Origin of the sequence: Dyadobacter soli, assembly GCF_900101885.1 — a bacterium.
Classification (GTDB): Bacteria; Bacteroidota; Bacteroidia; order Cytophagales; family Spirosomataceae; genus Dyadobacter; species Dyadobacter soli.
Genome location: NZ_FNAN01000013.1, coordinates 59,514 through 83,201, shown reverse-complemented (window position 1 = coordinate 83,201; position 23,688 = coordinate 59,514). Strand labels below are relative to the sequence as shown.

Genomic DNA, 23,688 nt, shown 5'->3' with positions numbered 1-23,688 from the left:
CATGAATACACGCCGGCCGGGAGCGATCCTGGTCGGCGTTTTTAGTGGCTGCGCGATAACAATGCACGCAGCTTTTCGTAGTCGATTTTCGAATTGTGACGCGGGTCTCTCGGGATTTTGGGTACAAAAACAATATCCCCGAATGCATCCGGAAGCAATTGCATGGCTGCGCTTACCGAGTGCTGTCGCGACGGATCGGCCAGTTCTACCACCGCGGTGAGCCGGTCTCTGATCAGCATAATGGTCCCCATTTCCACTCCCTCGATCAGCTGTAACCGATTCTCATAGAGGAATGTAGACAAAAGACCTTCCTGCGTACCTATGAGCGATGCGCATCTGCCCGTGAGAAAAAGGTTGCCATTTTCGCCCCAAAATCCGCTGTCGCCGGTACGGTGCCAGCAGGTTGTGCCGATGAAAATCTTGTTGCGTTTCAATGCATCGGGATTATGCAGGTAATCGCGTAAAACATGGCTACCCGACACGATAATTTCGCCGATTTCTCCCGGTACTGCTTCTAGTGCGGAAAGTGCCTCGTCGTCCGCCGCCGCAATGCTATCGTCGATGATCCGGATGATCTTGACCGTCGCGGCGGGCTCCACCTTTCCCACATTCAATCCGTGGGTTGTATCGGAGCTGATCAGTTCGTCGGCGGTGATCATGCTCATCGGTTCCGCCTCGGTGGAACCGTACACAATGCCGATCGCCGCCTCCGGGAATGCATTGCGGTAAGCACTTGCCTCAGTAGGGAAAACAGGCGCTCCACCGGTGAGTATTCTTTTTATAGTATTTAAATTCAATACATTAGCATTCAAATACAGGGACAATTGCTTCACAAAAAACGGCGACGCGATGATTGAACCGACCCTATACCGACGGATCTGATCTGCTATTTTCTCCGGCTTCATGGCATCGGGCTTCCGCGCGTTAAAGTCGGCAATGACGGATGTTACGCCCGCGCCCAGATTGATTAGTAAAACAATGGGCAACACCGGCATACAAACCTCACCCGGAGCGGCACTGATCAGCGGAACCAATGCCTGGAACTGTTCAAAAAGCAAACCGTGCGTGCGGATGGCAGCTTTGGGTGTACCTGTGCTGCCGGTGGTAAAGGTAATGAGCGCGATGTCGTCCCGGTTAGTCTCCGGAAATACCGGAAGAGAGCTGGTGGAAGCATATTTCAGCCCCATATGCAGTGGGATCGACCGCAAACCGGGTAACAGCCGGGCCAGCACGCGCCCTTTGAATGTCCCGATAAACGCAGCGCACCGGGCCAGCCGGCAACAGTCCGCAAGCCTTTTGACACTCACCCATTCGTCCAGAAACACGGCCACGGCGCCTATCCTGAAAAGCGCGAGTACAACACGGTACAGATCGTCGCTCATGGGCACGAACACCAGTACGCGGTCGCCCTTGCGGATGCCCTTATGCAGGAAATGTGCAGCGGTTTGATTTACCGCATGTTCCAGATCGCTGAACGAGACGGCTTTTTCCCGGTAAATAATGGCCGGCTGGTCCGGTACGCTGCGGGCAGCTCCGTGAAAAAGTTCTACGACATTAAACCGCTCACGCGAGGTGCTTTCCATACAAAACGTAGTTCCTGTAATTAGTCCCGGAGAAATTGGTCGACAACTTCGTGGAAGTGCCCTGTTCGTAAATAAACGAATGAATGGCGCTCGTATAGCCCAGCTCCACAGCCTTGCGGTAAATTACATTGCCGACCACGTGCCCCAAACCCCGCCATTGCGGGTCCGGGTGTCGGGCAAGTGTTTTGACGATCAGGCACTTGCTTTTGGTATTATAAAAATCGTGAATGCAAAAAAAGTAACCGATCAGGTTGCCCTCCGCATCCTCCGCCAGCAATGTAAGTTCGGGATTGATGTAGGCTTTTGTTTGCAAATACTTTTTCATAAAAGCCTCCCTGCCAATGGGCGTGTAAAGAAAATTAGTACTGAATGCCAGTAAGTTAAAATCAAAAACCCGCCCGATCTCTGTTTCAAAATTGGCCAGGTCAATCGGCCGGATCGTCACCCCTGCGGCCAGTAGCTCGCGCTCGCGGGCGAGGATTTCGGGGTTATCCGGCTCCAAGCCAGAGTCTATATTGCTGTAATACTGCGCAATCGGCCCGAAACCAGCCGCTTTGAATTGCGTATTATAGTACAAATGATGCGCAGGTTCGGTAAAAAACAACGGATTTGCATTGTCTGCCAGAAACCGGTAACCTTCCCAGGTACTGCCATTCATCGGGCCGATCAGGTGTTCTCCGCCCCAGCTTTTGACGACGGAATCGATATGCGCCAGAAGCGCCGCCCCATATTCGTTACCATTGGCACATTCATAATTGCCGATCGAAAAAGCATGACGCCCGGCATATTGCAGCAGCGGATTGTCGTAAACACTCGCCCTAGCAACGACATTATCCCCGTCTTTTAACAAAAAACAGCTCCTGAGGAAATCCGTGGAAATGTATTCCGGCGTCCTGAGCCGAATGCTGTCAGGCGGGTAAATGCTGCGCGGTAGTTCGGTAAACAAATGGAAGTCAGGCAGACCCGGACCGGTTTCGCTAATCTTGATCATAATATCAGACAGAGGGTTAACACAACGCTTGCCGGGATCGTGAAGTTATCCATTCCTTTGACGCCCAATGCTTCGGCAACGGTAGCGATGGCGGGAACGCAGACGATCAGCAGCATTGCCGAAGGCACATTGTCAATTGCAAACACAGTAGCGGCCGTCACCAGCAGCGCACTGACCCAAAACGACGCCGACCCCGCCAGCGATTTGCCGCAGCCCATTACCCGGTACTTACCAAACGGGAGCCGCTTCCCGACGAGCGCTGCCACGGGATCGCAGATAGCCAGGATCAGGATCGGCAAATAAAAGACGATCAACCCTTTACCTGCCATTTGAAATACCAGAAATAACCCATAAACGATAATGGGAAACAATATACTGCCGTACGAAAACCGGTCGATTGCATTGATCGACGGAAGCCACCCGAATTGCAGGCTTGCCAGCAAAATTACGAGGAAGCTGCCGCAAAGGGCCAAAACCTGCCAGTGGCTGGTGAGTACGAGCGGGAAAAGCAACGTCAGCAGCCCGGTTCCGATGTGTACGATTTTGCGCGTCCATTCGGCCCGTACTTTTCCGATGTGGTAAAGCAGTTCGGCAATGCCAAAAAGCGCCAGGAAACAGCAGGCCAGGATAATCAGCGGAATAATTTCTTTCATAGCTAATGCATGCGGCCCATCAACGAACCTGGTCGATGATGAAGCCATTGTAAAAAAAGCCCTTGTCTTGCTTCGTCAGGCATTCCGACTCCGCTTGCAGGTACCGGGCGCTTTCCGGCAAAATTTGCGAAATCCGGCGGGGTACCATCAGGTTCCAGTAGCCGAGCCTGCCGTCCTTTTCCATGCCTGCGACGAGCGTCCCGGCCGTTTCGCGGAACAGGCCGGTATCCATATACTCGAAAATATCGGAGAGGTTCATGCAATGAAATTTACCGTAATGCGCAATAGCAGCTTGTGCAAAACCTTCTTTCAAATGCAACCGGCCGAGGTTTGCGCGCACCAGCGGGTAATGCGCCTTTTGCAGGTAATGCGGCAAAAGGTCGCCGAAGCTTCCGGTGAGGGTGTACCTCAAAATGTAATTGTCCTGCGCCGCTACCGAGGCAAGCTGGGCGGCTGCTTTATCAAAAATAAACTTTGAAACAGAACCCTGCACCTGTTTTTGAAACTCCGGATCACGGCCATATTTGCCCATCACATATTTGCTGAAAAAAATGCGGAACAGCAGCCGCCAGCGCCAGGTATTCCATTGGCTATCATAAAAATGTGTCTGCTCTTCCGCCGTCTTGCCTTCAAAAAGTGCATTTACCGTGCGCTTCGAATGGATCCACGGCAGTATTTTCCCGCTGAACAGCTGAAAATATTTCTCAAATTTCCCCTGATGAATAACGCCGTTCGCGATCACTCCCCGGTTCGAGTCCCAATAGGCCCGCGCAGCGCTGGTCAGCTGACTTTTTAGCTGATCGAAGCATTGCAGACGCTCTTCGGAAGGTACGAAACCGAGGAATGCCAGCGTCTCATCCCATTCCAGGTTTTGAATGCAAACCTTCTTCAATTCGATCAGGAAGAGCTGAATGCGGTTGACATCCACAGCCACAACAAGCTCAGGATCAGTTATTAGAAAAGAAAAACTATTATCCCCGGCGGAACCTATCGAAAGTACCTTGCTGCCCGGCATTGGTGAAAGACCTTCCAGCAGAATATCCGCATCTTCCCAGCAGTTGGCGTACCGGATAATTTCAAAATTGACCCTTTCTGTTAAATCCGTTTTCGTCATTGGCTGATAGTCCTGATTATGCCCGTACTGCCATCCATTTCAATTTCATCGCCGGTTTTCAGCGTTTTCAGCAGGCCGGTTACACCTACAATGCAGGGCTTGCCCATTTCGCGGGAAACGATCGCCGAATGGCTCAGCAGGCTACCCCGCTCGACGATAATGCCCAGCGCGCCGGGAAAGAGCGTTACCCAGCCCGGATCGGTGCTGGTCGTCACGAGGATATCGCCATTGAGCGACGGCACTTCCGCCGGGTCGGTCACCACCCGAACACGGCCGGTTACCCTGCCGGGCGAGCATCCGATGCCCTTCAAACCACCCTCATGCTGCACGATCCTCTCGATACTGAAAAAATCGTTGCCATGGTAAGGCACGCCGTAGGTCGCGAAACGCTCCGAAAGCGGTCCCAGCTGCCGGTAGTGTTGAAATTCCTTCTGCCGGAGTGCCACCAGTGCTCTGATATCCTGCGTAACCGCCGTGCCTTCGATACAGGCAAAAATCTCCTCTTTGGTAAGGTAAAAAATATCCCTGGCCTGATCGAGCAGGCCATCGGCGTAAAACCGCTTTCCCATGAAAGTAAAAATCTCGCGCACGATCCCGAATGCGCGCGTACGCTCGTAGCGCAGGTTCTCGCGGGCGCTCACGAGCTCACGTGTGTAGCGCAGCGTGAGGTTCAGTTTCCACCGGGCTATCCATTTACCTTTCAAGCGATTAGCTATTTCCCGCTCCGCATTTGTCCGGATCACCTCTTCGCGGTCACCTGAAAACTGCGCTCCGGTAATGCCGGTTTCCACATATGATTTCAGCACTTTTATAAACCTCGCCGGTTCCTGGCCGTAGGAGATCGTTTCCAGTTTCAATTCGCCCACGCAGCGCTCGCCGAAATCCGCGATATAGCGATCGATTTCGGCTTTTACAGCTCTAAATTCCAGGTCGTTGCCGGCATTCAGCGTGTCGTGGATCTGGTGTTCATTTTGTGTCAAAAACAGATCCTTTAATGCTGGCACCGCGGCAATGCGAGCTGCCAGAGCAATACTGCGGTGCACCGGCTGGACCGAAATAATGTCGTTACTACCGCAAAGCAGGTCGTTGTGGAGGTTGGGGTTTTGGCCGCCGGTCATCTGCTCGCATTGCTTTTGCAGCATTCCGAACCAGATCATCGCGAAGAAGTCGTTCAGCAGCGGGGCTTTCCATTCCAGAAGGAGTTTCCGCTCGAAATCGAGGTACAAATGCATGAGCTCGTCGGCACTTTTCTCCGCGAAAGGAATGGCCTTGTATGCACCGATGGTATTATCGACCAGCTCCATAAATTCCCGTCGCTTCCCCGGCAGCGCCCGAAACCGCGAAAGCATTTGCACCGCCATTTTCGCGATACTCCACCAGGCCTTGCTCTTTGACAGACGATACGATTCGGGAATGTCGAACTGCTCCTTCACGCCCATCATTTTCTCCATGAAACGGGCATTGATGCTGTACCCGGGCAACATGGCCAGCATGTGGTACCAGGTTTTGAGATTATAGTAAACCCGGCCGTTCAGGAAACCGAGCGTGTTCGCAAAAACCCGCTCATTTTTCTTAATAACCGACTCGCTTACACCCAGGTACGCACTAAAAAGCTTGTATGCCGTTTCATAGGATTTGCTGATAAACGAGAATGTCAGCGGGGTAGTGACGCCGGGGTACGACTCAATGATATTACTGTTATCCCAAAGAATGTAATTACCTGTGGGGGTGGACTTTAATGTAGTGATGGGTCTGGTTTGAAGTAAAAAAATCTGGTCATTTCTGACCGCAAACTCGATGTCCTGCGGCTGGCCGAGCGCGTTTTCCAGCGTATCCAGTATTTCGCCGAGCCGGTGGATTTGCGGATGGGTTAGCGCGGGTGCAGCGTTTGTTTTATGGGCTAAAACAGATTGAATTTCAGTTCCATTCAAAACAAACTGATCCGCGTTGACTACCCCGGACACCAAACCATCACCCAGCCCGAAAACGGCGTTGATCACCTTCTCCTGCCGGTTACCGGTCAGCGGGTTGGCCCCAAATGCCACACCGGCCGCGTCTGCGTCCACCATTTCCTGCACGATCACCGCCACGCCGCCCACGTCGGAAAGCCTGTGATGCTTGCGGTATGCCGTCACCCGCTCCGAAAATGCCGATTCCCGGACAGCAGCGATCTTTACCGCCAGCTCATTCGGCCCGACCGACAGATAACTTTCAAACTGTCCCGCAAACGAAAACGCCGCCCCATCCTCCCCGATCGCCGACGACCGGACCGCGAAATGCCGCGTACCTTCAAAAGTGGCAAGCAATCGCGGGATAAGTTCAGATTCCGGAACACCGGCCCGCAATGCTTCCCACGGAATCACCACGAAATGCGGTACGGGCATGCCGAGCGCTTTCAGGCGAAACAGGTTTTCGGCCTTGCCGCCAATGCTGGCGCCAGTCGTTTGGTGCGGCTCGGTATCGGAAATGAAGTATATCAATGGAACAGCAGTTTTGAAATCATCGGCCCGGCACCGAGTGTGAGGTACATAGAGATCGTCCAGAGCGCCGATGCATATTCGACCATTTTGGAAAGTTTAACCGTCCTGTTTTTCAGAAACAATATCGCGGGCAACGCACAAACCAGGAATACGCTGCCCAGCACGGCGAGTACCGCATTACCGTAACCTGCAAATGCGGAAGCGGCAATGCTCAGCGCCAGCGTTACGGCCAGCACAATGAGCCATAATGTAATGGCCCTCGGTACGCCCAGCATTGAAGTGTAAGTCAATACGCCTTCCGATTCCTGTTCGGGCGCGCGGATTTTCCGGCCTACTTCCAGCACAATGCCGTTCATATAGGATACTGCAAAAAAGAAGAACAGGCCTGCCGGTGCATTCACACCCGCTAAGAGCCAGTCGAGGCCGCTGGCATAAATGTCGATGAGCGGGATGATGAACATATGCGAGGTAATGTACCAGAACTGATGCTTTTTAAGCCATTCTGCCACGAAAAACTCTTTGCCCATCAGCGACAGGTACCCTACGACCACGCCATAAATCGTAATCATTTCGGGAAAGAAAATCAGGTTTACCGCTATCTGCGCGATCACGAGCACGATGCCGGTAATCGCCAGTTCACGATAGCTAACAAGTCCGCGCGGGACCGGTAATTCCTTGCGAAAACGCGCGTCGTCTTCGGCGTCTTTGAACTCGTCGAATATCCTGACCAGCAGGAAAAGCGAAATAGTGGTAAAAACACCGACCGCAAATGTCCCGGCATCCACAAAACCCTCCGCACCCCGGCATATCCGTGAATAGGAAATGGCCGAGAAACTGAATGCAGCCACCAGCAAGCCATGCCCCAGCAATGGGAAGCGCTCTTTTTGATAAATATAAAACCGGCGAGAAAACGGTGCGTTGTTCTCCGCGGCATTACTGAATGCATTTCCCTGAACCGGTAACTTCATCTTTTCCGGCCGAATTTCTGGTGAGCAGCCGTAAACCGGCCCGCCGAAAGCGCGGCCGCAATGGAGATTTCACCCGCCAGCACCAATGCACCGCATATTTCGGCAAACTTCCGGGTTTTGCCGGCACCATAGCAACCCAGCAGTTCGAGGCATTCCTTCTGGGTAGGCAAGGAAGTTCCTCCGCCGACCGTGCCGACGATCAGGTTGGGCAGCGTTACCGACACGTACAATCCGCCATCCGAGGTCAATTCCATACGGGTAATGCCTACGGAAGCCTCCGAAACGCAGGCCACATCCTGGCCCGTGGCGATGAACAATGCGGTAAGGCCGTTTGCGTAATGCCCCTGCGCGCCTATGGAGCCGCTTTGAATGGTACCGATCGTCGATGAGCGCCAGTATTCGGCCATGGCCACGGGTGTGGTTTTAAGCACGTCGGTTACGAGTTTTTCGGGGAGCATGATCTCGGCGGTGACCTTCTTGCCCCGCACGTTCGCGAACGATTGGGAAGTGGCCTTTTTATCACCCGAAAAATTGCTCTCGATAAACCAGAACCGCGGCTGCACGGGGGCATTTTGTATAATGTACTGGCAAATGGCGTCGGTACAGATCGTTACCATATTCTGCCCCGAAGCGTCGCCGGTATGGTATTCGAATGTGAGAATGAGATGGTTACCTTCGATATTGGATTTCATATCCGTCAGCCTCGCATAGCGGCTGGCCGATTCGGTAATGCGGCGGAATTCATCCAGGTGGCCGATGATCCAGACCAAAAATGTACCCAGATTACCGAGATTGTCGAACTTAAAAACCGGTGACCGCTGTACGCCGTCGATCAGGCATACGGAAGTGGCGCCGCCTGCCAGGTAGCACGCCCGCGCGCCGCGGTGGTACGATGCGAGCAGACTGCCTTCGCTGGTGGCCAGCGGAATGTAAAAATCGCCCTTCGCCATCGACCCGAGCACCGACACCGGGCCTATCACGCCGGTAGGCACCATCGACATGCCTATGTAGTTTTCGATATTCCCTTCGAGTCGTGAAACATCCGAAAATGGCTGCTGCCCGCTCAGATAAGGAAAATCCATATCCGTTTTTTCCAGAAGAAATGCGAGCCGCTTCCGGATACCCTGCAACGAAACGGGTATTTCAGAGGGAAAACCTTCCGGCAGCGTTTTACTTGCCGGTTTGTTTTTAATATCCTCCAATAATTGTTCGAGGTCTTGCAGGGCACTCATCGCGTGGAGCGCCTTTTTAGTGGTTTCGCTGGTTGAAGACATAGGAAGACGGATGTGTGACGGCAACGGGTTTACACCAATGCATACATCATTTGGCAACCGCTAACATACTAAATTTCATATATCTATCATATTTAAGCGCAAATCACTTATTAAAGTGATAGGTTGATCCATCCTGCGTAGCATCGAGCTCGCCCACCTGCGGCCTGAACTCGATCACCAGCCGCACCGCATCCACCTTGAATACATCCTTTTTGACGGGCGTGAGCAGGAATGCAGGCTGCCCCGCCGGCTGTACGTACAGCTTGTTGTGCGCATGTTTCACAGTCAGTTTCAACGGAAACTCCTTGCTTGCGTACACACCCGAGTACCGTTCCAGCTCCTCCGGACTCACTTTTAGAGCATTGAAATCCGGGATCTTGACCGGCACTTTATAGTAGGTACTGAGCAATGCAATCAGGATGTCGTTCAGCGGGTAATCCACGCCGTTGGAAAAGACGGTCGCAACAACGCTATCGGCGGGGAAACAGGCCGTCACCGTTTCGAAGCCGTCCAGACCGCCCGTGTGCCCGAAACCTTTTTTGCCGTAAAAAGGTGTTGGCGCAAGTCCAAGCCCGGCGTTGTCGACGATCCGGGTCATTTCGACCAGGCTTTCTTTCGATACGAGCTTTCCATTAAAAAGCGCGTTCATAAATGCATTCACATCGCCCGGCGTCGATACGATGCCTCCTGCGCCTGCCGGCTGGCTCAAATGCGTTTCTTCCCGCTTCTCCCAATGCGTTGAAAACGAATAGGAATACGCATCGCCGAGCGACGGATCGATCTTCCCGCCGAAGCGGGTGTTTTTCAAACCAATGCGCGTAAGAATGCGTTCTTGCAGATTCGTGTCGTAGGATTTTCCGGTTATGTCTTCCATAATATAGCCTAGCAGGATATAACCGGTGTTGCTGTATTTCGACCCGGAATCAGGCGCAAAATCGGCAGGGAACTTTTCAAAGATCGCCAGCAATTCGGCACGTGTCCGGGGTTCGGTCTGGCTTTTCCAGTAAGTGTCGATCTCAGGTAACCGATCGTCGCATTTTTATTTATTTAAATCAATGCACAATCACAATTTTATGACTGCTTCGGGAGCCGTCGGCATAATGAATTGTAAGCCAATGCATTCCTGGCGCCACCTTCGCCACATCCAACACCGACTGGTTTTCCGCGGAAGTATACAAATGCGTTCCCGACAGCGAATGCAGCTGTGCCTTCGAAAACCGCCTGTTTCCGCTTTTGATATAGAGCTTGTCCGTAACTGGGTTCGGAAACAGGACCACCGGTGCATTACCCGCCCCTGAGAAATCGACCGAAACGATCTGGCTATACGCGAACGTCTGGTCATGATCGACCATTTTCAGCCGGTAATAGTTCAGGCCTGCCATCGGCGTGGTATCCACGGACTCGTACCGGTGCCCGCCCTCTCCTACTGCCGGGGTGTTTTCGGGCAATGTCGTCCAGGTGCGCGCATCTGCGCTTCTTTGTATTTCAAAATGGCTTACATTGTCCTCTTCGGCGGTGAGCCATTCAAGCCTGGTACTGCTTTCGTCGGGTGTGGCCGCAAAACTGACAAGCCGCACAGGCAGCGGCGTACCCGACCCGATGAAATCTTTGGCAAACCAGAATTCAGAGAAGCTTTTGACCGTAAATTCAAGGTAGTAACCCTGCGCATAAGGCACTTTTTTCACGGTGTTTTTGGGAAGAAAAGTCCAGGCGACGCTGCCGTTGTTCGCCAGATCGCCATCTTCATTACTACCCGAATATTTGGTAACAGCCAGCTCATAAGCCGATCCGGGCTTCAAAATACCAACTTTCCCGGGCGCTCCGATCAGCTTTTCAGATTCTTCATCGGTAATGTAAAGCCGCACACCCACCGGCTGTGTAAAATCCGACCGGGCGGCCTCGATGGCGAAGCTCCTGCCGAGATAATATTGCTTGTTCACGATCCGCGTTGCGCCGTTATCCTGAAACGCTTTCACCGAAACCTGCCCCAGCGACTGGCCATGCGGGTTAATGGCCGCTACCATCGAATTATTCAGCCTGAACGGGATCCAATCGTTGCCCTGCACCTCGGCCGATGCCGCCGGATTTTCGGATAGCGCATTGAAATACACCAGCGCCTGGGAATCGTAAATATGAATGTCGTCGATGGCAATGCCCGCGCGACCAGCATTGGACTTGCTCTTGATCACGAAACGGAAACGAACGTATCCGGAGGGGAAATGGTTAGGTATCGGCACAGTGGCCACATGCCAACGGGTATAGTCCTGCGCATTCCACACGTCCATGCCCTCCTGCTGTGCATTGTACCAGTTGGTCCCACTATTGATTGCCCCTAGGCGCATCCAAGTGTTTCCGCTTACATTGAACTCGATATAAGCAAAATCACACGCACCGCCCTCGCAGGCTGCCAGGTCGATCGAGGCGCTGAAACTCAGTGCGGGCTGGGCCATTCCACCCATGGCAAAGCAGGGGGAATACAGATACGATATGGTTTCGCCGGAGCGGGCACCTCCCAAAGAGGTCGTCCACGCATTGTTACCGCTGGCAGCCTCCGTTACTTTGCCCGTATTGGGTTTGCCGAATGTCCAGAGCGGGGTGGTTTCGGTTAGATACCATCCGCCCGCGCCGTTTTCGAAGTCTTCGAGGTACGGATATTGGGCAATCACCTGCGCAGCCCGTGCCAGCGTGCTGCCCGTGTCGTTTCCGGCATTTTTATCGAATGCTTTCTTGGCGATCACCTTCACATTACGGTCGCTGCCGAGGTGCTGGGTGGACGAAAAGCTGAATGAAAACAAGGTATCGGTGCCCGCACGCACCACCGGGACGTACCCCTGATGTGCAAACTCGTCATTGATCCGGACCTCGAAAGGCACCCGGTAAGCATCTTCGGCGCCATTGTTTTTAATCAGTACATTATATTCCTGGTAACCGTTGGCGTCACAGGAAGGGGTTGCCAGTACATTGACCCTCGTAACTTCCATATCACTCGCGCTGGTGTACAAACGGATGTCGTCGATCGTTGCGCCGTCCGTTTGCGCGGGATACCTGAAACTCTGCTCCCACCGTACCTGAAAACTGGTGCTAAAATCCTTTCCATTACGCCTCAGTAAATCGCTTACCTCCACCGACATCAGCCAGTAGTTGTTGTTTTTGGTAAAATAAGGGACAATACTACTTTCCAATGCCTCTATCCAAGGATCGGAATCCTTCGCACGTAGGTACACGCGCAGCGGCCACGCGGGCGACGTTCCCGCATAAAGCCGGTAGCGGAACGACAGCCGGATTTCATCCTGATCGGCATGGTAGGCAGCGAGGTTATAAGTGGCGTCCAGATAGGTCGGGTACAGGGAATTGGCACTGTTGTTGGCATCCACTGTAAATGATTTGTTACCCGAGTAGGCCAAACCGGGCTCCACCGACGTCCTCAGTCGTCCCAGGTCGCGCCCCTGGGAGAAATCATAGCGCTCGCTACCGCCGACACCCATTGTATTGGCATACAGTTCCGCACTTTGCAGCGATTCGAGATCGTCGGCAAACGGCAGGCTTACGGGCGCATTGGCGAGTTGCCGGATCACGGCCGATTTCTGATTATTCGTTGCCACCTGGTCGCCTTCCAGCTTCACCTGCACCGTAAGCGGGTACGAACCTGCATTACGCATGTCGATGGGTTGTATAAAAGTGTAATCCAGATAATTGTTGGCAGCAACATCCGTATTCACCGTTTCCCAGTGTACAGCCCCGTTGCCGACGGCGTAGCCTACCTGAAAGGACTGGGTCACGGGCAGATCGTCCAAGTTCCTCAGCCGGATCTTGACAAACTGCGACTCACCCAGGCTGGTGGACGTCAGCAACCTGCCGGAGCTGGCGGGAGCGGTTATCGCATCGACGGCCAGGTCGCCATCCGAGATGAAGCCCTCGCAAGTGCCCGAATCGGGTTTCCGGCTGATAGCCACCGCCCTCCGGCCCGGAATGCCGTTTTTGCGCGGTCTAACGGAAATGTAATAGGTAGAATCCCGTGAGAGCCCGCTCAGTACGTATTTCAATTCGGTGGTAACGCCTACCGGCCGCATTTCCTGGCCTTGCAGGCGCATTACCTCATAATCGGTAGCGCCGCTAACCGCCGTCCATTGCACGGCAGCATAGGTTTCGCACTGGCTGGCTTGCAGGGTGATCACCGGTATGCCCATGATCGAAAACGCGCTGCTCTCTCTTACAACCCCGGTACTGTTTTGGGTAATGCGGATTTTGGCGGTCGTGGTGGAGGCGTTGGGTACTGTCCAGCTGAGCTGGTTGGTACTTGCGGGCACAGATGTGTTGATATTGGTCCAGGTAGCGCCATCATTGAGGGAATAGGCCACCGCGAATGTGCTGGTCGCATTCCCGTAACTATCCCAGGAAATATCGATCACATCGCCTCTCGTAAAACGTTCTCCTCCGACGGGATGCGTGAGTACGGCAGAAGTTTCAATAATATCGTACACCAAAAAGTACTCCTGCGGCCCGCTGGGCACCTTTCTGCCCGATACATTGATGACATAGTTACCGGCCGCCGGCGCTTCGAGCACGATCTGTTCTACATTATTAACACTATCGACGCCCGGCTCCGCAGCAGCCAGCGGGTTAGCCGCCCTGGGAAACGAAGGCTGTATTTCGACATTACCCAACTTGACCACTCTGAGTTCCAGGTCGTTTACCAGGGTCTTTCCTGTAATCACCGCCGGCGGGGCGTCGTTCCAGTATAACATCACCTTCACCAGCGCCGTATTCGACGGTACTGAGATTTCGTACCCGTCCTTGCTCTCCCTGGTCACTCTGCCATTGAAGTACTGCCCTTTCTCCATCATCGAAACCGACCGCAACAGGTTCATCACACCGAAACCATAGGAAAAATCCGGCCCCGGCAATCCCTTGTCCGTCGCGCCGTTGCAGATCAATGCTTTCATGAGCATATTCCTGGGATTGTTACCGCCATTCAGTTGCCGGTAACGCTGGTACAGCAATGCCAGTCCGCCCGTTACGGCCGGGGACGCCATGCTGCTGCCCCAGGCGTCGTCGTAGGTATTTCCGGGAAGTGTTGAGTAGATGCCGCTTCCGCGTGCGGTAACCTCCGGCTTGATACGCCCGTCCTTGGTAGGCCCTTTGCTGGACGAGGTGACAATAATGCCATCGGTTTCCAGGAAACCGGTGCTGATCACGTTTTTTGATGAAATATTCCCTCCGATGACATTGCCAAAACCTGCCACGGAACCTTCGCAAGGTGCTACATTACCGCTATTACCTACGGCAAATACATGTTGCAAATTGGGCAGTTCGCTGGCCTGGCGGTCGAGGACATAGGAATCGAACGAGTAGGATCCGAAATCCGGGCATACGCTGCCGCCGTATGAATTGTTGGTGACCACCATCCCGTAATCACGCACAAGCGCCGGCGCCTGCTTCCATATTTCGGAGTTGGTACGTTTGATCAATGAAGCCTTCGGCGCATAGCCTTTGTATTTTTCATTCATAATACCCCCACCTGCCACCGTACCGGCAACGTGCAGGCCATGCCAGTAGGTGCTTTGATTGTCATAGCTGAGAACCTTTGTACTCACATCGATGTGATCCAGCAGGTTCCCGCTATCGCCGATCCCTACTACCACGCCGTCGCCACTGAGCTGCCGCTGCCCGGGCAGTGCCGACGCGAGCAAGTTGGCGCGGGACGCGGCCTGGCTCCGGTCGTTGAGCAATTCCTCGGGTGGCGGCACGGCTTCAATATACTGGACCCACGGCATACCTGCCAGCGCACGCAGCCCGTCGACCGGCACCCGTGCTTCCACAATCTGGTAAGCGCCCAAATCGTCGGATAGCAGCTGAACCTGTTGTTTGCCGAGCGCCTCCGACAATGCAGCACGGGTCAATGTTTTCACATAACTGATCCGCACATCCACTTTCCCGGCCTCGCGCATTGCGTGCGCAGGCAGGTCGGGCCCGAGCAATGCGGCCTGGATCTTCTGCTCGGGTTCCAGTTCCAGGATGGCCCTTGCTCCCGCTGCCTGCAACACGTTACGGTCGGGATCACCATGCACGACGGCCGTGTAGGCGTTTTCGGGAATGTAATCCAGCAGGGTAATGCCAGCGTTGTTCAGCAACCCTATGGCCGGCTCTTCCGGAATTTTGAAAAATTGGATTATTACAAATTTGACACTATCATCAGCGGCAACCCTCGCCGTCTTATTTTCGCGCGTTCGAGTGAGTTCGAAGGTGGGCGGCGGCGCGATTGTACCACTTCTGAGATAGACATTGTAAGCCCTATTATCCTGGGCCGTAACGTTAGTTAGTTGCTGTACCAGTAGAACTACTACGAGGGCGCAGCGATACTTCAACATGTGCATATAGAGGAGGAATGATTGGGTCAAATTTTACTTCTAAATATCGAATGTAACCCTTTTTTAAATATTTCAAACCCTATATAACTATTTGTTTTTCAGTAGAAAAACTTGCCTGATCAACCAAAATACTTGAAGTACCCATTCGCCTGTGCCACTCAGCACGATAGCTGTTGCGGGCAGGTCCTGAACTTTCCCGCTTACATTATTTCAAGGCCCGTTTACGGTAAAAAATAGTGTTCAAAGAAGCTGGTTCCGAAGGCTGAATATTCGGCCCGCACTGGGGCAATTTTGCGCTGAACAATACGCCCGTTTTTAGTTACCAAAAGGTACTTGGATTGACCGCTTCCGATGCCAGGTGCATTGAAAGCGGTTCGGAAGAGTATCCGAAATATTAGTTTTGTACAATTTCTATCAAAAACAAAATACCTGCCGCGCCACCCGGTAAGTATTCGCATGCGCATCGATGATCGTTTTGATATGGGGCGAATAGCCGCCGCCCATGCTGCATTGCACCGGGATACCGTGCTCCTTCGCCGTTTGGAACACCATTTCGTCGCGCTGGCGGCAACCGGAGATGGTGCACGAGAGCCTGCCGAGCTTGTCCGTGGCGAGAATGTCGACACCGGCCTGGTAGAAGATGAAGTCGGGCTTAACGCGGTCGATGAGGCCTGGTAGCGTGTCTGCGAGAAGTTTCAAATAGGTACTGTCGTCGGTACGATCCGCCAACTCTACATCAAGATCGCTTTGCTTTTTGCGAAAAGGATAGTTGTTCTTCGCATGCATGGAAAATGTGAAAACGCGGGGTTCGCCGGTAAAAATGTCGGCGGTACCGTTGCCCTGGTGCACGTCGAGATCGACTATGAGCACCTGGCTGGCCTTGCCGTGGTCCACCAGGTACTGCGCGGCAACGGCGTGGTCGTTGATCATGCAGAAACCCTCGCCTGCGTCACGCGAGGCGTGGTGGGTACCGCCCGCAATGTTGAATGCGATGCCTGTTTCAAATGCTTTAAGCGCACCGTCGACCGTTCCTCGCGCAATGCGGAGCTCCCGCTCGACGAGCAGGGGCGTTTGCTCGAAGCCAATGCGGCGTATTTCCTGGCGGCTGAGCGTGCCTGCCATAAAGCGGTCGGCGTACGCGCGTTCGTGCACCGCGTACACGGGAGGCATGTCAATCGGTTCGGGACTAAAAAAATCGGATTCCTCCGCAATTCCTTCCCGAAGAAGCTGCAAAGGGAGCAATTCATATTTGTCCATCGGAAAGCGGTGGCCTTCCGGAACAGGGTATTTAAAAACAGGGTGAAAAGCAATCGGGAACATGCAAATGGACAATGCTACGGCGCAAAGTTGCAAAAAAGAAAGCGACCCTCCGAAAAAGGCCGCTTTCAAAAACGGGTGCTGGATTATTCATTGTCACCGGCAATTACGCCAAACTCCGTGATTTCAGCATAATTAATTCGATAGTATGGGGCAAATAACCCTTACCATGGGGCGAACATCCGGAAACGTGGGATGAAAAATTTCAACCGGACCCGGAAACTCATTCTACCAGGGTTTCCCCGTCCCCTGCACCAGCCACGGTTTAGACCACTGGCTGTTTTTCTTGCGCGGACCGGAGAAATTGGTCTCTTCCAGCTTATCGATCGCGCTGCGGGTATTGTCGCCGTTGTTGTTCAATTCGTTGTTGCTGTAAATGAAACGGAGCGGCAATGCACGCGAAGCAGGGGCCAGACCCGGTACCAATGCAGGCAATGCGGTGCGCCGGTAGTCGAACCACGCTTCCGTCGCGGCAGTCCAGCTTGCGATCCATTTCTGTTCCAGGATTTGCGCCAGCGTGCCTTTGTAGGCTACTGCTTTCACATAGGCGTCGTATTGATCGGCCACGCCCCAGGTTTGCAGCGATTGTTTGATACCATTATTATAATGTACCTCCGCACCGCCTGCTGCCCAGCCTTTTTGTGCCGCTTCCGCCAGAATGAACGCCGTTTCAGCCGCGGAAGCGAGCCGCGCTTTCAACAAGCCGCCTTTGGAGCCCTGGTAATCGTAGCTGAGCTGCGACGCGTGCTGGTTCTGCACCTGCTGACCGGTCGTCGGGTTCTCGTTATAATAGGTAGGGTCGATCATTCCGGCAGGGATACCTACATATTCATTAGGATTCAATGGCCCGTTGAACAGGTCGGCGCGTGTTGGCTTATACAAAGTCGGGTTGAAATGACGGGTAAATTTATGGCCGGCGGCAATCTGCTCGCGCAATTCCTGTTCGGTGAGCGATTTTACGCCACTCTGGATTACGCCATTTTTGCGAACAAACTCGTCCATACCCGTTTTAAGCGTCGCGTCCGACACCCAGCGTATGTGTACCGGCTGAAACCACACTTTCATGCGCGGGTCGTTGCTTGCGGACATGCTGTTGACCAACGTCGCGGCAGGTCTTCTTCTCCGCCAGTTCGACTGGCTCACGTCGAATGCAATGGCGGTCGGCCACGAATCACCCGAAGCCGCACCGATGTAATCCATTACCGCGTCGTCGGAAGCTTCTTTCAGGTAAATACCCGAAGTATAAATCTGCTCGATACCCGCTTTGGCAACATCGGGTAATTTGGAAGAAACCCTCATGTAGTAGCGCAGCAGCAGCGAGTTGGTAAATTTCTGCCATTTCAGCTTATCGCCATTGTAATACACATCATAACCCGGCGCATAAGTAGAAACGTCGGCGGTAGCGAAGAGCGAAGAAGCCTGTTTCAGGTCTTCGATAATGCCTTTGTAAATCACCTCCTGGCTGTCGAATGCCGGGAGCATTTCGCCCGCATCACCCTTCAATGCATTGGTATAGGGCGCATCGCCCCAAAGGTCGGCGATGGTGCCGAAGATGAATGCCCTCATGGTAAGCGCAACGGCCTGGTGGAAGGTAAAACCCAGTTCGGTCGATCGCTTGTAGAGCAGGTCGTTGTTGCGGAGAAAGCCATACCATGCTTTCCATTCGTCGTCTTCCTCGGTCCAGTTGTAATCGTTGAAGCCGTCTTTCCAGGCATCTTCCTGCGTGTGCTGCACTACGCCGGCAATGCGGCCGTAGCCCAGTTTCAGGTACTGTGTGCCCACGCCGGTCATGACGGTCGGCATGAGCAGGTTCGGATTGGCGGTGTTCGGATCGACACCGTTCGGGTTTTCGTTGATTTCCGTCAGGTCTTCCTTGCAGGACGAAGCCAGCAGCACGGCCAGTACGAGAACGATTTTGGGAATATATTTAAAGATTTTCATCGCTTTGAATTTTCAGGAATGGATCAGAAATCGAAATTGAGCTTGAAACCGAAAGGAATCGTCCATGGCATTACGTTCTGGCGCTCGATACCCTGACGGAACCCGCCCTTGCTTGGGTCGGCCCAGAATGCCCGCTCGGGGTCGATACCGATTTTGGCCGCGTTCCAGAGCATGATGTTCCGGGTGTAAACCGACAAGCTCGCATTGCGTACCGCATTGAAAAGCATCGGGATTTTGTAGGTCAATGTGATTTCGCGCAATTTAACGAACGACGCGTCAAAAGTAACCTGCTGGTTGAAACTCCAAGGATACATGGCTGTGATCGGCATGTATTTGGTACCGGCACCACCTAGCCATTCGTGGTAATTGCCGTCTTTGTCTTCCCAAACACCCGGGATGAATGCACCGTCGCCATCCGCTCCGAAACCACCGGTTGCAGCAGTGTGCCCACCTACGCGCGGGAAGTTTCCATTTTTAGGAATAATGTATTTTTCAGGATCCGATTTCAGCATTGCCACCAGCTGATCCGGCGAATAAAGGCTACCCGGGATCAGGTTGTCGAGCTGGCGCTGTGATTTCCAGTCGGACTCTCCGTAGCGATAGGTGAACGACATAAATTCACCACCCTGGCGCCAATCGAGGCTCAAACCGAGCGAGAAGCGTTTATAAGAGAGGTTAACCTGGCCGCCCACCATGAAGTCGGGGTTGTAGTTACCTACTTTGACGTTGTTCTCGCGGCCACCGAGCGACTGCCAGTCCATATCGCCTCCTTCACCATCATAAGCAACGATCGGCCAGCGATAGTACGGCGAATTCGGGTCGGTAACGGTAGCGAAGCCGCGGCTGTAAATGTTGCCGATCTGCTCGCCTACGTAGGTGTAAGCGCCCGCGCCGTTTTCGCCCCATTGTTCGAAATAGGGGAAGTTAGGAGCCAATTCCTTCACAGTCACACGGTTGCGGCTAAAATTCGCATTCACATCCAAGGTCCAGCCATTGAGGTTGCTGATGGGCGTACCGCCGATCCCGATCTCCCAGCCGCGGCTTACGAGCTTACCGGCATTGATATTCTTGCTCTCCCAGCCTGTCGAAGGAGCCATTGGAACGGTGAAAATCTGGTTGGTATTCGCGCGGTCGTAGTAAGTCAGGTCGAAACGCAGGCGATTGTTGAACATATTCAGGTCGAGACCACCTTCCGTAGACGTCGCGATCTCGGGCAGCAATGTAGGGTTGAGCAACGTTCCACCCAGATTGGCGGTAACGAGGTTACCCCAGTTGCCGGTTCCCAAATTGGGATACAACTGATACGGATCGGTATCATTACCCACCTGCGCCCAGCCTCCGCGGAATTTCAGCATCGTGATGTACGACGGCATATTAAATGTGCTGCTGGCCAGCCAGCTAAGCGATGCAGACGGATAGAAATACGAACGGTTCGCTTCGGGCAATGTACTCGACCAGTCGTTACGTGCGGTCAAATCGAGGTAAAGCTGGTTTTTGAAACCAATAGAACTCAATGCGTACAAGCTGTAAATTGCTTTTTTGTAGCTGCCATTGCCTACTACACGGTTAGCTACCGGGATATTGGAGATATTGTACAAGCCCGGCACCGAAAGGTCGCGGCCGCCAAGGTTGGAGTTATTTCCTTTCTGTTTCATGATGTTACCACCACCGGAAATGCTGATATCGAAATCACCGGCCTTGATAGCCTTGGTCACGAGAAAGTCGGCATTACCTTCATTGCGACCTACGTTTTCGAGGTAATAACCCCCTTTGGCCATGCTTTTGTAGCTCCACGGAATCTTCGTCTCGCGGTCTTCGTCGTACATATCATGCGCGTAGCGCACAAATGCGGTCAGGCCGGGAGCAATCGTCCAGTCGAGTTTCAGGTTTCCGTACAGGCGGTCCCGCGTGTAGGCATTGGTGAGGTGTTTTGCCAGAAAATAAGGGTTGTCCGTTTCACCCGGCGCCACTGTAAGCTGCTCTATTTCCTCCCGGCCCGGCTTCCATACGCCTTTCAGATCGCGGATATCGTAGCTTGGTGAGTAGTAAACGGCCTGCAACGGGTTACCATCGCGCTCCGAGGTTTGCGGGCGGCTGTTGGAGTTCGAGCGTACGAAGTTGATATTCGTGCTCAGTTTCAGATTTTTCGACATATCGAATGTCAGCGCCGAGCTCAGTGAGTTACGGTACAAATCCGAATTGGGGATCAATCCGCGGTTGCTCATATTGTTATACGACACGCGGTAAGTAGCCTTGTCTGTCGAGCCGGAAACGGTGAGGTTATTGGTAGAAGTGATTCCTGTTTGAAGGAAGTTCTTCATATTATGCTTATAAGATTTCAGCTCGGTAGCGATCGGCTTGCCGTCTGCATCCAGCGGCGCATTCCATTGAACCTCCTTCACACCGGCATCCAGCGGCAGACCGCCCCAGTAGGCCGACGACTCATCCAGCTGGAACGGGCGCTCGCCATTGGCATATTTGTAATGAAAATCCAGGTAACGGTAAGGTTTTTCGAACACATTGGAAGTTGAGAACGAAACGCCCAGGCCTTTGCCTTTTTTACCGGATTTGGTCGTAATCAAAATCACACCGTTACCCGCCCGCGAGCCGTACAATGCCGCCGCACTCGGGCCTTTCAGCACCGACATGCTTTCAATGTCGTCGGGGTTGATATCGGAGATCGCATTACCGTAATCGACCTTGTTGCCGCTTCCTTTTTCGCTCACGTTCGCAAGGCTGTTAGCCAACGGCACACCGTCGACCACGAACAACGGCTGGTTGTTTTTCAAAGAAGCCGCACCGCGGATCACAATGCTGATCGACGAGCCGACACCACTGGTTTGATTAATAGATACCCCCGATACACGACCCGAAAGCGACGTCAACACGTTTTCGTTTGCCACATTGGCCACATCGCGGCCTTCCACTTTGCCTACATTATAACCCAGTGAACGCGTTTCGCGCTTGATACCGAGGGCGGTAACGACTGCTTCCTGTAATGTGGCCACGTTTTCGGTCAGCACCACATCCACGACGCTTTTGCCTCCTACCGGCATTTCGGTAGTATTGAAGCCGATATATGAGAATACGAGCACCGCATTTCCGGATGCCACATCAATCGTAAAATCCCCTGTCGCGTCGGTGGTGGTACCGAGCTGGGTGCCTTTCACGAGCACGTTCACACCGGGGATCGGCGAGCCGTCGACGGCAGAGGTTACTTTACCTTTGATTCTGTCGGCAACGGGGAAAACGGCATTTTTTCCCGTACCGACCGTCCGGGCAGCGATATCCGGACCCGATAGACAGAGTGCGGCCAACATACATCGTGCCGCCACTTTCAGGGTAGCTTTTGGTTTCATAGTATTAGTATTAGGCGAGTAGGTAATAAATACAGTTCTTTCACACCGCTAGTCCGGCAGGTTGCGCCGTTTGCCCGACTCCTCTGCAAGCAATCGATTGAAATACAATTCCAGCGCATCCGAATAGACCTGCTGCACGGCCTCATCGTGCGTGCCGGCAAGCAATTCAGACAGTTCCTCCGACGAAAGGCGGTTGCTGATCAGCTTTTCAATCAATATTTGAGCCCTTGAAACTGACATCCTGTATGACTGTCGCGGTATGTACAAATTACTTTAACACTGCCTGAACGGACTATCCACCGGTTGATCTTTCGTGTTAAATTAATGTTACGAATAGCGTAAAACGGGCTATTCCAAAGAGAATGAGGGGTTTCGATGCCGTTATCAGGCACAAAAAACGGCCCTGTCCGGGGAGGACAGAGCCGTTTGAAATGCTTAGCAAACCTTGCACGTGGCTATTTTACCAATGCCGATTCAATAAATTGCTGAAACCGGATCTTACCCAGATGTGCTTCGCCTGTTGGTGCTAATGCGGCTTGCGGGATCTCGGCGCCGAAGTATTCATTCCGGTCGTTCGGGATCACCACCTTCGTATCGCCCGTTTCCTTCACGTAAGTATCGACAAACGTGCTCAAAAATCCACGGTCGGGGCCGGCGATCTCCTCGACGCCATTGGCCGGAGCCGCCAGTGCGAACTGCGCCACAAAAGTTGCAACATCCTCGGCGGCAATCGGTTGGAACGCGACTTTCGATACATGCACCTCATTACCTTGTGTGGACCCTCCGGCAATGGCCGGCACGAATTCCTGGAACTGCGTGCTGCGAATGATCGTATAAGGTACTCCCGATTCGCGGATGAGTTTTTCCTGCACCTTTTTTCCCCGCATATAGCCTACTTCACCCATCTCGTCCACGCCCACAATCGACAATGCGACGTGGTGCTTCACGCCCGCCGCTTTTTCGGCAGTCAGCAAATTATTTCCGGCGGTTTTGAAGAAAGAAACGGCCGTTTCTTCGTCGAATGAAGGCGAATTAGCCAGGTCGACCACCACTTCGGCACCCACAAGCGCCTCTGCCACTCCCTCACCTGTAAGCGTGTTGATACCCGTAGATGGTGAACCTGCGATGACGGTGTGGCCCATCTGTTCCAGTTTTTTTGCGACGTTCGACCCGATCAAACCTGTGCCTATGACTACGATCTTCATGAATTGTATTGGTTAAGTGTAAATAAATGGCTTCGTCATCACACTTACCATTTCGATGCCAAACATTTAACTATCTTAATTTCAGATAATTACACCCAAGAGGATAGGGTCTGTTTACACGATATTTCGTCAAATCACCGGTTTGTCCGCGAAATATCGTGAATGACGCTTTCGAAAGCAGTTCCGAACCGTCGAAAGCTAACTCCCTCCCGCTCAGCTGAAAATACCAAAACTTAAAACAATCCAATTTTCAAGTCAAAATATTTTTAATCTATTAATCCGATAGATATTAATCATTTTAACTAATTTTTAATACATTTACAAAATATTTAATAATACAAAATTTACAATAAGTTCATTTTAATGGATTTAACGGAATTAAATTTTAGCAAATCACGTTAGCAAAAAATCATTTTTAACATCAGCCATCCAAAA

Annotated in this window: 14 protein-coding genes; all 14 read right to left on the bottom strand. The window is 52.8% G+C overall.

All coding sequences use genetic code 11. The annotated features are described in order from the left end of the window. Positions 1-41 precede the first annotated feature (41 nt). Positions 42-1,583 carry an AMP-binding protein gene (locus BLQ88_RS21840; RefSeq protein ID WP_090154431.1) on the bottom strand — a complete coding sequence of 514 codons (1,542 nt, stop codon included), beginning with the start codon at positions 1,581-1,583 and terminating at the stop codon, positions 42-44. Then, the gene (locus tag BLQ88_RS21835) at positions 1,564-2,574 is read right to left on the bottom strand and encodes a hypothetical protein (RefSeq protein ID WP_090154429.1); all 1,011 of its coding nucleotides are present in this window, start codon (positions 2,572-2,574) and stop codon (positions 1,564-1,566) included. The genes BLQ88_RS21840 and BLQ88_RS21835 overlap by 20 nt, the downstream gene beginning before the upstream one ends. Next, positions 2,571-3,227, bottom strand: a complete 657-nt coding sequence (locus BLQ88_RS21830; RefSeq protein ID WP_090154703.1) for a diacylglycerol/polyprenol kinase family protein — start codon at positions 3,225-3,227, stop codon at positions 2,571-2,573. The genes BLQ88_RS21835 and BLQ88_RS21830 overlap by 4 nt, the downstream gene beginning before the upstream one ends. 19 nt (positions 3,228-3,246) lie before the next feature. Next, entirely contained in the window at positions 3,247-4,341 is a 1,095-nt protein-coding gene (locus BLQ88_RS21825; protein ID WP_090154427.1) for a DUF3419 family protein, read from the bottom strand. Next, the gene (locus BLQ88_RS21820) at positions 4,338-6,821 is read right to left on the bottom strand and encodes a PEP/pyruvate-binding domain-containing protein (RefSeq protein WP_229212804.1); all 2,484 of its coding nucleotides are present in this window, start codon (positions 6,819-6,821) and stop codon (positions 4,338-4,340) included. The genes BLQ88_RS21825 and BLQ88_RS21820 overlap by 4 nt, the downstream gene beginning before the upstream one ends. After that, positions 6,818-7,789: a UbiA prenyltransferase family protein gene (locus tag BLQ88_RS21815; protein WP_090154425.1), complete on the bottom strand. Its 972-nt coding sequence runs from the start codon at positions 7,787-7,789 to the stop codon at positions 6,818-6,820. The genes BLQ88_RS21820 and BLQ88_RS21815 overlap by 4 nt, the downstream gene beginning before the upstream one ends. Next, positions 7,786-9,063 (bottom strand): hydroxymethylglutaryl-CoA reductase, encoded by a 1,278-nt coding sequence (locus tag BLQ88_RS21810; RefSeq protein ID WP_090154423.1) that lies wholly within the window; start codon positions 9,061-9,063, stop codon positions 7,786-7,788. The genes BLQ88_RS21815 and BLQ88_RS21810 overlap by 4 nt, the downstream gene beginning before the upstream one ends. Before the next feature lie 103 nt (positions 9,064-9,166). Next, positions 9,167-10,078 carry a serine hydrolase domain-containing protein gene (locus BLQ88_RS21805; RefSeq protein WP_090154421.1) on the bottom strand — a complete coding sequence of 304 codons (912 nt, stop codon included), beginning with the start codon at positions 10,076-10,078 and terminating at the stop codon, positions 9,167-9,169. Positions 10,079-10,115: 37 nt separating this feature from the next. After that, a complete protein-coding gene (locus BLQ88_RS21800; protein ID WP_510185991.1) occupies positions 10,116-15,431 on the bottom strand; it encodes a S8 family serine peptidase in 5,316 nt (1,771 codons plus the stop codon). A 414-nt stretch (positions 15,432-15,845) separates the two neighbouring features. Next, positions 15,846-16,751: a histone deacetylase family protein gene (locus tag BLQ88_RS21795; RefSeq protein ID WP_090154417.1), complete on the bottom strand. Its 906-nt coding sequence runs from the start codon at positions 16,749-16,751 to the stop codon at positions 15,846-15,848. Positions 16,752-16,976: 225 nt separating this feature from the next. Then, a complete protein-coding gene (locus tag BLQ88_RS21790) occupies positions 16,977-18,689 on the bottom strand; it encodes a SusD/RagB family nutrient-binding outer membrane lipoprotein (RefSeq protein WP_090154415.1) in 1,713 nt (570 codons plus the stop codon). A gap of 23 nt (positions 18,690-18,712) precedes the next feature. Then, the gene (locus BLQ88_RS21785) at positions 18,713-22,048 is read right to left on the bottom strand and encodes a SusC/RagA family TonB-linked outer membrane protein (RefSeq protein ID WP_090154414.1); all 3,336 of its coding nucleotides are present in this window, start codon (positions 22,046-22,048) and stop codon (positions 18,713-18,715) included. A 48-nt stretch (positions 22,049-22,096) separates the two neighbouring features. Further along, positions 22,097-22,288, bottom strand: a complete 192-nt coding sequence (locus BLQ88_RS21780; protein ID WP_090154412.1) for a hypothetical protein — start codon at positions 22,286-22,288, stop codon at positions 22,097-22,099. 215 nt (positions 22,289-22,503) lie between these two features. Beyond that, a complete protein-coding gene (locus tag BLQ88_RS21775) occupies positions 22,504-23,253 on the bottom strand; it encodes an SDR family oxidoreductase (protein WP_090154410.1) in 750 nt (249 codons plus the stop codon). Between the last annotated feature and the right edge of the window lie 435 nt (positions 23,254-23,688).

Coding starts and splice junctions, on each gene's coding strand:
- BLQ88_RS21840 (WP_090154431.1), bottom strand. CDS start 1,583: ATGGAAAGCACCTCGCGTGAGCGGTTTAATGTCGTAGAACTTTTTCAC.
- BLQ88_RS21835 (WP_090154429.1), bottom strand. CDS start 2,574: ATGATCAAGATTAGCGAAACCGGTCCGGGTCTGCCTGACTTCCATTTG.
- BLQ88_RS21830 (WP_090154703.1), bottom strand. CDS start 3,227: ATGAAAGAAATTATTCCGCTGATTATCCTGGCCTGCTGTTTCCTGGCG.
- BLQ88_RS21825 (WP_090154427.1), bottom strand. CDS start 4,341: ATGACGAAAACGGATTTAACAGAAAGGGTCAATTTTGAAATTATCCGG.
- BLQ88_RS21815 (WP_090154425.1), bottom strand. CDS start 7,789: ATGAAGTTACCGGTTCAGGGAAATGCATTCAGTAATGCCGCGGAGAAC.
- BLQ88_RS21810 (WP_090154423.1), bottom strand. CDS start 9,063: ATGTCTTCAACCAGCGAAACCACTAAAAAGGCGCTCCACGCGATGAGT.
- BLQ88_RS21800 (WP_510185991.1), bottom strand. CDS start 15,431: ATGTTGAAGTATCGCTGCGCCCTCGTAGTAGTTCTACTGGTACAGCAA.
- BLQ88_RS21795 (WP_090154417.1), bottom strand. CDS start 16,751: ATGTTCCCGATTGCTTTTCACCCTGTTTTTAAATACCCTGTTCCGGAA.
- BLQ88_RS21790 (WP_090154415.1), bottom strand. CDS start 18,689: ATGAAAATCTTTAAATATATTCCCAAAATCGTTCTCGTACTGGCCGTG.
- BLQ88_RS21785 (WP_090154414.1), bottom strand. CDS start 22,048: ATGAAACCAAAAGCTACCCTGAAAGTGGCGGCACGATGTATGTTGGCC.
- BLQ88_RS21780 (WP_090154412.1), bottom strand. CDS start 22,288: ATGTCAGTTTCAAGGGCTCAAATATTGATTGAAAAGCTGATCAGCAAC.
- BLQ88_RS21775 (WP_090154410.1), bottom strand. CDS start 23,253: ATGAAGATCGTAGTCATAGGCACAGGTTTGATCGGGTCGAACGTCGCA.